Below are 12,754 nucleotides of genomic sequence, written 5' to 3' on the forward strand. Positions count from 1 at the left end.
CTCAGCCCAGGACGACCTGGGCGCGGAACCACTCGTTGATCTCGTGAAGCCTCTTGACGACGTCGTCCTCGGTTGCGCCACGCACCACCACCTCGCCGATGTGGACGTCGGATGCGGCGGTCGGCGCGTCGACCCGGTAGCCGACGCCCACCATGGGGCGCCCGGAGACCACCCCGTCCTGCGCGAGGAACTCCGCGCGGCTCGGAATGGCGCGTACGGTGCCGGTGCCCGCGGCCATCAGCAGGGCGTAGCCGTGCACCTCGCCGGAGGGTGCGGCGGTGACGGGGCCCGGGCCGCCGAACATCGTCTTCGCCCACTCCAGGTGGAGGTCGACGCCGAAGTGCGCAGAGACCAGCTGGTCGATGGGACCGCCGCCGACGCGTCCGGCGCACTCGCTGAAGGTGACCTCGTCGCCGTGCACGAAGACCTCCATGTGGAAGACCCCGTCCCGGTGACCGAGCGCGGCCAGGGAGGCGCGTGCCAGCGAGCTGACCTTCTCGTACAGGGACGGGTACAGCACGGGGCGCAGCGCGATGCTGCCGGACAGTACGCCGGAGCGGAGCTCGATCACGTTCTGGAGGTACCGGCTGATGCCGAGGAAGAGCAGTTCGCCGTCGCGGACGATTCCGTCCACGTGGTGCTCGGCACCGGTGACGAACTCCTCCACCAGGAACGGCCCGTTGAATCCGGAGGTACGGAATTCGGCGATCGCGTGGCCGAATTCCTGCGTGTCCCACGCCACATAGGTGTTCGCGCACGAGGCGCCCAGAATGGGCTTGACCACCACCGGCAGCTGGTCCGACACGCTGTCCAGCGCAGCGAGGTCGGGATGAATGCGACAACCCGCGACTGGAATATCTGCCTCCGCTATCCGGCTCTTCTGCAGGTACTTGTCCCGCAGCAGAGCCGCCGTCAACGGCTTTATCGGGCTCAATTCCGCACCGAGGAGCGCCGTGGCGACGAGGGAGAACTCCTGCTGGCTACAGACGGCGTCGAAATCAGAGGGGCTGAGACCCTCTCGCTGAAGAGCGCACAGGATCTCCTCCACATCCGTGCAGTCGGAGACCAGAACGGCGCTCTCCACCTCGGCCTGGTCGCCGAACCGGGCGTAGATGTCCGGGGTGGCCACGCACCACACCCTGGCGCCCAGCTCACGCAGCGCACTCAAGGTGGCGATCCTCCAGCCGATGAGGAGAACCCTCCGCGCCGGTACGGCTCGATCTTCACAGCCAACAGCTACCACGCCGACTCCCAGTGAGTGGAAACAACTACGGCCAGTCCGGGCCCGATTGGAAATTACTTACGTACCGACGCACCTTCAGGCCCGTCCGGTCGGACGGCGCGAAATAGCCGTCGAATCTGATGAAGTTGAGCGACCCGGCCGTCTCGACCAATCCTGGACTTCGCGAAGTGCGGCGTCATGCTTTCGAGCTGGCCCCTCCCGGCCATGGCACCCAGAGGCCACGTCGCGGCCCGCCGGATCCCGCAGAACCGGCGCGTCGGGGATGGGCCGCCTCCCTGACATCCGCGCCATCGGGGTTTGGCCTCTGGAGGACATGACCTGTAAGTGCCAGCCCGAAAGCGTGACGCGGCATCCTGCAGCAAACAGGATTGGGTCCAGACAGTCCGATCATGCGAGGTCGAGAGTGAATCGATACATCACGAACGTCTTTCGAGGGACGTTCCTTTCCGCGCTCTTCGTCATTCCGCCGATTTACGTCGCGCAGGCACCGGCCCAGGCGCCCGCCCCGGCCTCCGCCCTGGCTTCCGCCCAGGCAACGGCCGAGACAACGGCCGGGGCAACGGAGCAGGCGCCGCCCGGCAACTGGGCCTGGGACTGACGGTGCTCGGTGGGTCGTGTCGGCACGACCCACCGAGCACTCGCCGGGAACACGGCCTGGCGGCCCTCCGGCCGCGATCCGAGCCGCAGCAGCCCGTCGCGGCTGCTGCGGCCACCGACTTCTCTTACTAGGACGCTTCGTGAGCAACGCCCTCGAACTCCAGCTCATCCTGCAGGACTTCCCGGATCAAGCTGCGTTCTGGCAGCGACAGCGGACCACCTGGGCCGATCCCACGGCGCTGGTCCGCGACCACCTGCGCGACCACGCCGGCGGCCGCACCGCCGTCACCGTGGCGCTCCCGGACCACACGGCCCTCGCCGCCCGGTCCCTGACCTCCGGCGATCCGCTACTGACCCGGGTGCTCGGCGGCTCGGTGCTCGCCCTGCTCGCGGCGCGCGCCACCGATCGGGACGAGGTGACCGTGTTCCTCCCGCTGCCCGCGGCGGCGGGCGGAGACCTGGCGGTCCCCGTGACCATTGCACTGACGGACGACCTCACCGGGGAGGGCCTGCTCGGCTCGGCTCGCGCCGCCCTCGAGGAGGCGTCGGTCCACCTGGACGTTCCGCTGCACGCGCTCCTGGACGCGGAAGAGACCCGGCCCACCGATCTGATGCTCGCCGTGGGCGGCTGCCTCACCGAGGAGGACGCCTCCGCCCGCGGCTGCCCGCTCCTGCTCGACCTGCGTCTTGAGCCGGAGGGCGGATCCGGCTGGATCGAGCTGCTCTACGAAGCACGGTTGTTCTCGGGTGCCACTGCCCATCGCCTGGCCGAGTCCTTCGTGGAGTTCATGGGCCTGCTGCTCAAGGACCCCGCGCAGTCCGTCACCTCCCTCCTCCCCGCAACCGACTTCGAACGCTCCCTGATGAGCCGTGAGTTCAACGCGACATCGGCAGCGTTTCCGGCGGACCGCACCCTGCACAGCTTCCTGGAGGAGCGGGCCGCCACCACGCCCGACACCGTGGCCGTCGTCGACGACGGCACGACCTACGCCCAGCTGAACACGGCGGCGAACCGCCTCGCCCGCACACTACGGTCCCGGGGCATCGGCGCGGGCGACGTGGTCGGCGTCTGCGTCCCGCGCTCACCCCGCATGCTCGTGGCGGTGTACGCCGTCCTCAAAGCGGGTGGTGCGTACCTGCCGGTGGATCCGACGCTGCCGGCCAACCGCATCGACTACATCCTCGGCCACAGCGGCACCTCGGTGGTCGTGGTGACCGACGAGACCGCGCACGTCGCGACGGGCCGCACGGCGGTCAACGCGGACGACCCGGCGGTGGAGGCCTCGGACGCGACCGACCTGGAGGCCGTGAGCGGCCCCGAGGACCTGGCGTACGTCATCTACACGTCGGGCTCCACCGGCCGCCCCAAGGGCGTCATGGTCGAGCACCGGGCCATCGTCAACCGCCTGTGGTGGATGCAGCGCGCCTACCCGCTGGGCTCGGACGACGTCATCCTGCACAAGACGCCGTTCACCTTCGACGTCTCGGTGTGGGAGATCTTCTGGTGGTCGCTGGCCGGCGCCTCGGTCGTCACCCTGCCCGGCGGTGACGAAAGGGACCCGCAGCGGATCGCCCGGCGGATCGCCGATGCCGGGGTCACCACGATGCACTTCGTTCCCTCGATGCTGCACGCCTTCCTGCTGTACACCACGGTCACGCGCGATGTTCCCGAACTTTCCTCGCTACGAAGGGTGTTCGCGAGCGGCGAGGCGCTCGCGGTGAGCCACAGCGAGGCGTTCACGCGCCGGCTCGGCTCCTCCGCACAACTGGTCAATCTGTACGGGCCCACGGAGGCCGCCGTAGACGTCACGTACCAGGCGTGCACCGACGTCGATACCACCCGCGCGGTCCCGATCGGCCGCCCGATCGACAACATCCGGCTCTACATCCTGACGAGAGCGGGCCAGTTGGCGCCCGTGGGCACCCCTGGCGAACTGTGCATCGCCGGAACCGGCCTGGCCCGCGGCTACCTCAACGCACCCGAGCTCACCGAGGAGCGGTTCGTACCGAACCCCTTCGAGGACGGGGGCCGCCTGTACCGCACGGGCGACCTGGCCCGCTGGCTGGACGACGGCACCATCGAGTACCTCGGTCGGATCGACGCCCAGGTGAAGATCCGCGGCTACCGCATCGAGCTGGGCGAGATCGAACACGTCGCCGCAGCCTGTCCCGGCGTCGTCGACTGTGCGGTCACCACGGCGACGAACAGGGCCGGCGCCGTCGCCCTGGTCGCGTACGTGGTCCCGGGCCCGGACTACTCGCAGACCCGCCTGCGCGAGGCGCTGGCGGCGGACCTGCCCGCGTACATGGTTCCGCGCCAAGTGGTCGAAGTGGACGGGATCCCCACGAACCACAACGGAAAGCGAGACCTGAAGGCGCTGACGCGAGCCTGATGCGGAACCGGCCCGTGTCCCGCACGTCGACGACGTGCGGGACACAGCCATGTCGCGCCCCGGGGCCCTTGGGCCCACGGAACCATGACCGCCATCGGCGACGGACGGGGCCTCGCGCCTCAGAAGCCCCCGGAGTCATCGGCCCCTTCACTGGCGACGAACAGCTCGGCCACTGCGGGGACCCCGAGTCCGAGGTCCCCCGCGCAGGAGACGAGCCGCCAGGCGTCCAACCAGGACTGGCGGAGCCAGTGCTCCCAGGCCGCCAGAGCCACGCCCTCCGCACCCAGCAGGTTCCTGGCCATCACGAAGGTCATGGCCACGACGTACGGCGGCGCCGGGACGAGCGTCACGTGCTCGACCCCGGGCTGCGCATCACACCGGATCCACGAGGCCACCGCGTCACAGGGCCTCTGCTCAACGCGAGGGGCGCTCTCTTGCGGCTGCAGGACGACCTTGATGGCATACACACAGGAACCTTAGATCGCCGCCACCTCGACGACGGTGAGCAAATCGCTGCCGCCTGGTGCCATGTCACAAGGCGGCCAGCTCTCACCGCCAGCACCCCGCACCGCTGCGGAACGGCCGAGCAACAGGGAACCCCTAAAGCGGAGTTGGTCGTGACCTCGCCACTCGTTTCCGAGGAGGTCTTGGAGGGGGTTCGGGTAACGGTCCGGATGCCGCTTGCTGTCCGGATGCCGGTTACGGGTGGCGGGGTGGTTCTGCGGGTGCGCGCGATGGTTCGGCGTCTTCCCCGTGCCCTGCGGGACGTGGTGCGGAGGGTCAGGCTTCCTCGACCAGTCCTGCGATCTGGAGCTCTTCCACCCAGCGACCGAGGGCGACCCGTACCCGCAGCGAATCCATCATCCAGGCCCTGCTCAGCTCCGTCGCCGTGGCATCCAGCCGCCATTCGTGCTGCTGGAGGGCGACCCACATCGCTGCCCCCTGAGAATCGCAGGTGAACCGTTCGCCGGTCGCCACGTTCGCCAACTCCAGCTCGCCGTCGGCCGCGACGGCGGCGATCACCTCGGACACGGGCCTCACCCGCGCCCATACCTCTTTCTCCTCTTCCTCCATGTGCTGCTGCTCCTCAGGGGTAGCCGATGCAAGCCTCGGACGCCCCCGTACCGGAACTCACCACTCTTGGCACACGGGCCGTCGCTCAATGTAAGGCCATGGTCCCACCAGCGCCACGAGAAGCCGCCAACGCCCCCAACGCCCCCTGTGGAGGTGGGGAATTCCCACCTCCACAGGGGGCGTTGGCAGCGGCAGCAACAGCGACCTAGTCAACGTCGACGGCTCTGACGAACACCCGCAGCGCCTGGGCGAGTTCAGCTCCGGACGGGGCGTTGTCCGGGTCGAGCAGCCATTGCAGACCGAGGCCGGAGATGACGGCCAGGTGGAAGGACCCGACGGCCCGTTCCGTCTTCTCGTCGACCTCGCCACCCTCGCCGGCCAGGGCGTGCCTGAGCGGCTCCACGAGCGCCACCCGCGCCCGTTCATAGGCTTCGGCGAGCTGCTCACGCAGCCCGGGCACCCGATTGGCCTGAGCAAATGCCTCGATGCTGGCGAGCAGCAGCGGCCGGTGGGTGACGAAGAAACCGGAGACCCGCTCCCACACCGCATCGAGGTCGGGTTCCGCGTCCGCGGTGTCGGCGAGGAGGTCCCTGAGCTCCTCTCCCCACTCCTCGAACGCCTCCATCACGGCTTCGCTCAGCAAGGCCTCCTTAGAGCCGAAGTGGTAGCCGATCGAGGCGAGGTTGGCACCCGACGCGGCGACGATGTCCCGTGTCGTCGTGCGGGCGTACCCCTTCTCGTAGAGGCATTTCTTGGCACCTACCAGCAAGTCTTCTCGATTTCCCACGTCGTCATCATAGCCAAGAACACACGTCCGTCATATACGTCCGTCCTAGACGCTCTTCGTAATCATGCGTACTAGACAAGCGACTGAGACGTACGTATGGTTCAGCTCATGAACGCAGACACGCAATCTGCCGACCGGAAGGCCTGGATCGGCCTTGCCGTTCTGGTACTCCCCGTCCTGCTCATCTCTCTTGACATGCATGTGCTGTCCTACGCGCTGCCCTTCATCAGCAACTCCCTTGAGCCCAGCAGCTCCCAGTTACTGTGGATCTTCGACATCTATCCGCTGATGCTGGCGGGGCTGCTGTTAACGATGGGCACGCTCGGGGACCGGATCGGCCGGCGGAAGCTGCTTCTCTTCGGCGCAGCGGCGTTCGGCACCGCGTCGGTTCTGGCGGCGTACTCGACCAGCGCGGACATGCTGATCGCAACCCGCGCTCTGCTCGGTGTCGGTGGCGCGACGCTCATGCCGTCGACGCTCTCCCTGATCCGCAACATGTTCCACGACCCGGATCAGCGCCGGGTGGCCATCGCCGTCTGGACCGGCGCGTTCGCCGGTGGCGCGATGCTCGGCCCGCTGATGGGCGGCGCGATTCTCGAGCACTTCTGGTGGGGCGCGGTGTTCCTCGTGAACCTGCCCATCATGGTGCTGCTGATCATCCTGGCCCCGCTGCTGCTCCCGGAGTCCCGCGACCCGAACCCGGGTCGGTTCGACGTCACCAGTGCGCTGATGTCCCTGGGTGCGATGCTGCCGACCATCTACGGTGTGCAGCACATCGCCCAGGAGGGGCTGAGCTGGCTGCCCGTCGCGGCCATACTGGTCGGCTTCGCCCTCGGTTACGCCTTCATCCGCAGGCAGCGTTCCCTGACGGACCCGATGCTCGACATCCAGCTGTTCAAGAACCGGGGCTTCTCCGCGTCGATCTCCGCCAACACCCTGGGCGTCTTCTCGATGGTCGGCTCCAGCCTGTTCACCACGCAGTACCTCCAGATGGTGGCGGGTGTCCGGCCGCTGATCGCCGGTCTGTACGCCCTGCCCGCCGCCGGCGCGGCGATGACCGCGGCCGGACTGGCTCCGCTGATCGTCCGCAAGGTCCGTCCGGCGTTCGTGGTCGGCCTCGGTCTGCTGATCGGTGCCGCCGGCTTCGTCATCCTCGGCCAGCTGGACGGCAGTACCGCAACCGCGGCGCTGGTCGCCGGTACGGCGACGATGGCAGGTGGCATCACGCTCGTGCTCACCACCTCGTCGGACATGATCATCGCGACCGCGCCGCCGGAGAAGGCGGGTACCGTCTCGGGCCTGTCGCAGATCGCCACCGAGTTCGGCGGCGCGCTCGGCATCGCCATCCTGGGCAGCGTCGGTACGGCCATGTACCGGGCCGACCTCGCCGACACCGCACCGAAGAACCTGGACCCGGCGGCACTCGACACGGCGCGGGACACTCTCGGCGGGGCCCTGGACGTCGCCGGGCGACTGCCCGAAGCGGCGGGTCAGGCACTGGCGGCGGCCTCGCGGGAAGCGTTCACCCACGGGCTGCAGGCGGCGATGTACACCGCCTCCGGAATCCTGATCCTGATGGCGCTGCTGGCCGCCACGATGTTGCGCAACGTCCGACTGGGCAAACAGCAGCCGGAGAACGCGCCGCAGCCGAAGCACCGGGCGGGAGACCCGCGGCAGCACGGCGGGTACCCGCAACAGACCGGCCACCCGCAGCCGCAGCGGTACGGAACGGACGGGCAGGATTCGCTGACGCGGCGGTGACGCCACCGCGGCCCCCGGGGCCGCGGTAGCCACTGCCCGATCAGCCCCACAAGCGGTCCGTGCCGGAATTCATCCCCCGTGATCCGGCACGGACCTTCCGCCGTTCCCGGTCCCGCACATGGATGAGTGCCGCCCCGCGCATGCGCGGGGCGGCACTCATCCATGTGCGGGTACGTAGGTCCGTAGGCCCGTAGGCCCGTAGGTGCGCGTACGTGTGCTCCTCGTGCTCAGGGCCCGCGCCCCTCGGCCCACGAACCGTCCGTGTCGCCCCGCGCACAGCTGCGCGCGGGGCCGTTCCGCCTCGCACACGACCTCGCACACGGCGGTGGGGGGGGGGGGGCGGCCGCGGCCCGGGCCCCCGCCCGGGGGGGTGCGGGGCGGGGGGCCGCGCCCCCCCCCCCCCGGGGGGGGGGGGGGGCCGCCCCCCCCCCCCCCCCCCCCCCCCCGGGGGGGGGGCGGGGGGGCGGGGGCCCCCCCCCCCCCCCCCGGAGGGGGGATTTCGGTGGGGCGGGATCAGTCGGAGAGGCCCAGCTCCTCGTCGAGGATGCCGAAGATCTCGTCCGCCGAGGCGGAATCCAGACTCGCGGCGCCGGCCTCGGCGTCCGGGGCGGGGCCCGAGCTCTCGACCCATCGGGAGGTCAGGGCCCGCAGTCGGGCCGCGATCCTGGCGTGCTCACCGCCGACCGGGACCGCCGAGCCCAGGATGCTCTCCAGCCGGGCCAGTTCGTCCTCCAAGGAGGGCGCCTTCTCCTCCACCACCAGCACACCGTGGAGATGTGCGGCCATTGCCGTCGACGTCGGGTGGTCGTAGATCAGCGTCGACGGCAGCCGCAGGCCGCAGGCCGACCCGAGGCGGTTGCGCAACTCCACGGCGGCCAGCGAGTCGAAGCCGAGCTCCGAGAAGCCGCGGTCCGCGTCGATGGCGTCTGGGCCCGCGTGGCCGAGTACGCCCGCCACATGAGTGCGCACCAGAGCGACCAGCAGCCGCAGCTGCTCCTCGGTCGACACTCCCGCGAGCTGCTCGGACAGCGCCTCGGACCCACGACCGGTCTCGGCAGCGGCGCCGGCCCGGCGGCCCCGTCGGGCCGGCGGCCTGACCAGGTCACGCAGCAGCGGCGGCACCCCGTCCACCGCGGCGTGGGCCCGGATCGGGGCCGTATCGAGACGCACCGGCAGCAGGGTGGCCCGTTCCGAACGCAGCGCCGCGTCGAACAGCTCCAGGCCGTCCGCCACCGTCAGTGCCGAGATGCCGGAGCGGGCCATCCGCTGCTGGTCGACGGCGGCCAGGGCGTCGCCCATGCCGTCACTGGATTCCCACAGGCCCCAGGCCAGGGACACACCGGGCAGACCGGCCGCCCGGCGCCGCTGGGCCAGGGAGTCCAGGAAGGAGTTGGCCGCGGCGTAGTTCCCCTGCCCCGCACTGCCCATGGTCCCGGCGAGCGAAGAGAAGAGGACGAAGGCCGACAGCGGCCGCCCGGCGGTCAGTTCGTGCAGGTTGACGGCCGCGTCGACCTTCGGACGCAGGACACCGTCCAGCCGCTCGGGGGTGAGGGACGCGAGGGTGGCGTCGTCGAGTACGCCCGCGGTGTGCAGCACGCCCGTCAGTGGGTGCTCCTCGGGGATGCCCTTCAGCAGGGTGACCAGTGCCGCCCTGTCGGTGACGTCGCAGGCGGCCACGGTGACGCTCTTGGCGCCCGAATCGCCCAGTGCGGCGCAGAGTTCGTCGACTCCCGGGGCGCTCTCGCCCCTGCGGCTGACGAGCAGCAGGTGCTGCACGCCGTGCTCGGACACCAGGTGTCGGGCCACCACGCTGCCCAACGCGCCGGTCCCGCCGGTGATCAGGACCGTGCCCTCCGGGTCCCAGCCGGATCCCGGCGCCCCGCCCTCGGCGGTCGGTTGCGGAGCCCGGACCAGTCGTGGTGTCAGCAGGGAGCCCCCGCGGACCGCCACTTCGGGTTCGGCCAGGGCCACCGCCGCGGGCAGTGCCCGGTACGAGTCGTCCGTGCCGTCGGTGTCGACCAGGGCGAACCGTTCCGGATACTCGGCCTGCGCCGAGCGGACCAGCCCCCACAGCGGGGCCCGGTCCAGGCCCGGGACCGCATCGCCGTCGGATGCGGCGACCGCGCCCTCGGTGAGGACCACCAGTCGGGATCCGGCGAGCCGGTCTTCTGCGATCCAGTCCCGGAACACCGTCAGGGTCCGACGGGCGGCGGACTTGGCCGCGTCCGCGAGGCCGGCCGGGCCCTCGGTGGAGACGGCCGTCCTTTCGTCGAGCACCACCACGTCGGGCACCGCGCGTTCCGCGAGGAGTGCCGCGAGGTCGGCGTGGACCGGGGTGCCCGCGCCGAGTGCCGTCGCCGCGGCGGAGCCTTCCCCACCCAGAACGGCCCATCGAACGTTCGGAGTGGGGGCGGGGGTCGCGGCTTCGGTCCAGTTCAGCAGGTAGAGCGAGCCGGTCGCGGCGTCCTGACCGGCCCTGAGCTGCTCGGCCGGCACCGCACGGGCCACCAGCGAACGTACCGAGGCGACCGGACTGCCGGTCTCGTCCGCCACATCGACGGTGATGCTCTCGGGTCCGAAGGCGTGCACGCGGACCCGCAGTGCAGCCGCCCCGGTGGAGTACAGGGTGACGCCGTTCCAGGAGAAGGGGAGCCGCGGCCCGGCGGAGTCGTCGGTGCTGTCGGCGTCGCCGATGAGCGTCGCGTGCAACGCGGCGTCGAGGAGGGCGGGATGCAGGCCGAACGCCGCGCCGTCCGCGTGTGCCTCCTCGGGCAGGGCGACCTCGGCGAAGACCTCGTCGCCGCGCTTCCAGGCGGCCCGCAACCCCTGGAACACCGGGCCGTATCCGTACCCCTGCGCGGCCAGATCCGCGTAGACGCCCTCGACGGGGAGCCGCTCCGCCCCCTTCGGCGGCCAGTCCGTCGGATCGAACGGCAGGTCGAAGGCGGGCTGCTCCGGCAGGAGCGTGCCGGTCGCGTGGACCGTCCACTTGGCTTCCGCGCCGCCGTCCGTGGACTCGCCGTCCGGCCGCGAGTACACCTGTACCGGTCGCGCTCCCGTGTCACCTGGAGCGCCGACCGAAACCTGGACCTGGACGCCGCCCCGTTCGGGCAGCGCCAGCGGCGCGGTCAGCGTCAACTCGTCCAGACTGCCGCTGCCGGTCTGGTCGCCCGCCCGTATCGCCATCTCGACGAACGCGGTACCGGGCAGCAGGACCGTACCGGCCACCACGTGGTCGGCGAGCCACGGCTGGGTGTCCAGGGACAGCCGTCCGGTGAGCACCACCCCGTCGGATTCGGGTAGTTCGACGGCCGCGCTGAGCATCGGGTGCGCGGTCGGATCAAGACCCAGTGCGGAAACGTCACCGAGCACGGGTGCCGAGTCCAGCCAGTAGCGCTCGCGCTGGAAGGCGTACGTCGGCAGATTCACCCGGCGGGTGCCCGCGCCCGCCAACAGGGCCGGGGCGTCCAGCTCCTGGCCCCGGACGTACGCCGCGGCGACGGCCGCGAGCAGTGTGCGGATCTCCGGGCGGTCCTTGCGCAGGGCCGGTACGAGAAGGGCCGCTTCCGGGTTCTCCAGAGTCGACTCGGCCATCGCGGACAGTACGCCGTCGGGACCCAACTCGACGAAGGTCGAGACGCCCGCGGCTTCGAGCGCGCGGATGCCGTCGGCGAATCGCACGGGCCTGCGGACGTGCCGCACCCAGTACTCCGGGTCCGACAGCTCTCCCGCCCCGGCGATCCGGCCGGTCAGGTTCGAGACCACGGCGATGCGCGGCTCGGCGAATTCGATCTGCCGCACCACCTGCCGGAACTCGTCCAGCATCGGGTCCATCAACGGCGAGTGGAAGGCGTGCGAGACGGTCAGTCGCTTGGCCGCGATCCCCCGGTCGGCGAGTTTCGCCGCGATGTCGTCCACGGCCGCTTCGGAACCCGAGATCACCACGGAACGCGGTCCGTTGACAGCTGCGATGCCGACCCTGCTCTCCCGGCCGGTGAGCAGCGGGAGCACGTCGGCTTCGGCGGCTCGTACGGCGAGCATCACTCCGCCGGTGGGCAGGGCTTGCATCAGCCGGCCCCGGGCCGCCACCAGGGTGGCGGCATCCTCCAAGGTGAGAACGCCGGAGACGTGCGCGGCGGCGATCTCGCCCACCGAGTGGCCGGCCAGGAAGTCCGGCCGCAGACCGAACGACTCGACGAGGCGGAACAGCGCCACCTCGACCGCGAACAGCGCGGCCTGGGTGTACGCGGTCTGGTTCAGCAGGTCCTGGTCACCGCCCTGGTCACCGCCCTGGTCACCGAGGATCACGTCACGTAGCGGGCGTTCGAGCCGGCCGGTGAACTGATCGCACACCGCGTCCAGCGCCTGCGCGAACACCGGGTACTGGGCCACGAGTTCGCGACCCATACCGGCTCGTTGGCTGCCCTGGCCGGTGAACAGGAACGCGAACCGGCCGGTTCCGGCGCGGCCCGTGAGCACATCGGGCGCCGTCGCGCCGTCGGCAAGGGAGGCAAGGCCGTTCAGGAACGCGTCCCGGCCGTCCGCGAGGACGACGGCGCGGCGCGTGTGCGAGGTACGGGTCGTCAGGGCCGCGTGGGCGACGTCGGCGAGGCCCAGGTCCGGGTGGGCGGTCGTGAACGCGTGCAGTCGCGCTGCTTGGGCGCGCAGTGCCTCGGGGGTGCTGCCGGAGACCACCCACGGCACGGGAACGCCCGAGGGCCACTGCCCGACCTCCACCGAAGCCTCGACCGACTCCTCCCGAGGGGCCTCCTCGATGATGACGTGCGCATTGGTACCACTGATGCCGAAGGACGACACACCGGCCCGGCGGGGCACACCCTCCACCCGCTCCCACGGCCTGGCCTCCGTCAACAACTCCACATCACCGGCCGACCAGTC

Annotated in this window: 7 protein-coding genes; 2 read left to right on the forward strand and 5 right to left on the reverse strand. The window is 70.7% G+C overall.

Going from position 1 to position 12,754, the window contains the following annotated elements; all coding sequences use genetic code 11:
• Nucleotide 1 precedes the first annotated feature (1 nt).
• Nucleotides 2-1,168, reverse strand: coding sequence for an ATP-grasp domain-containing protein (locus tag ACIQK6_RS10555; RefSeq protein WP_402694666.1), 1,167 nt, complete (start codon nucleotides 1,166-1,168; stop codon nucleotides 2-4).
• Between the two features lie 812 nt (nucleotides 1,169-1,980).
• Between ACIQK6_RS10555 and ACIQK6_RS10560 the strand changes: the two genes are divergently transcribed.
• A complete protein-coding gene (locus ACIQK6_RS10560) occupies nucleotides 1,981-4,233 on the forward strand; it encodes an amino acid adenylation domain-containing protein (RefSeq protein WP_402694667.1) in 2,253 nt (750 codons plus the stop codon).
• A 119-nt stretch (nucleotides 4,234-4,352) separates the two neighbouring features.
• Here ACIQK6_RS10560 and ACIQK6_RS10565 read toward each other — a convergent pair whose 3' ends face one another.
• The 3 genes from ACIQK6_RS10565 to ACIQK6_RS10575 form a co-directional block, all read right to left on the reverse strand.
• Nucleotides 4,353-4,583: a hypothetical protein gene (locus ACIQK6_RS10565; RefSeq protein WP_329098483.1), complete on the reverse strand. Its 231-nt coding sequence runs from the start codon at nucleotides 4,581-4,583 to the stop codon at nucleotides 4,353-4,355.
• Nucleotides 4,584-5,013: 430 nt separating this feature from the next.
• Nucleotides 5,014-5,307 carry a PqqD family protein gene (locus ACIQK6_RS10570; RefSeq protein ID WP_329098485.1) on the reverse strand — a complete coding sequence of 98 codons (294 nt, stop codon included), beginning with the start codon at nucleotides 5,305-5,307 and terminating at the stop codon, nucleotides 5,014-5,016.
• A gap of 205 nt (nucleotides 5,308-5,512) precedes the next feature.
• On the reverse strand, nucleotides 5,513-6,094 hold the full coding sequence (locus tag ACIQK6_RS10575) for a TetR/AcrR family transcriptional regulator (protein ID WP_329098487.1): 582 nt from the start codon (nucleotides 6,092-6,094) through the stop codon (nucleotides 5,513-5,515).
• Between the two features lie 108 nt (nucleotides 6,095-6,202).
• Between ACIQK6_RS10575 and ACIQK6_RS10580 the strand changes: the two genes are divergently transcribed.
• Nucleotides 6,203-7,855, forward strand: a complete 1,653-nt coding sequence (locus ACIQK6_RS10580; protein WP_329098489.1) for an MFS transporter — start codon at nucleotides 6,203-6,205, stop codon at nucleotides 7,853-7,855.
• 513 nt (nucleotides 7,856-8,368) lie between these two features.
• Here ACIQK6_RS10580 and ACIQK6_RS10585 read toward each other — a convergent pair.
• The coding region (locus ACIQK6_RS10585) for an SDR family NAD(P)-dependent oxidoreductase (protein ID WP_402694668.1) at nucleotides 8,369-12,754 on the reverse strand (4,386 nt) is incomplete at its 5' end.

Source organism: Streptomyces sp. NPDC091682 (assembly GCF_044756625.1).
Lineage (GTDB): Bacteria > Actinomycetota > Actinomycetes > Streptomycetales > Streptomycetaceae > Streptomyces.

What these genes read in the sequence shown, in the direction of transcription:
- ACIQK6_RS10570 (WP_329098485.1), bottom strand. Translation starts at nt 5,307, where the DNA reads ATGGAGGAAGAGGAGAAAGAGGTATGGGCGCGGGTGAGGCCCGTGTCC.
- ACIQK6_RS10580 (WP_329098489.1), top strand. Translation starts at nt 6,203, where the DNA reads ATGAACGCAGACACGCAATCTGCCGACCGGAAGGCCTGGATCGGCCTT.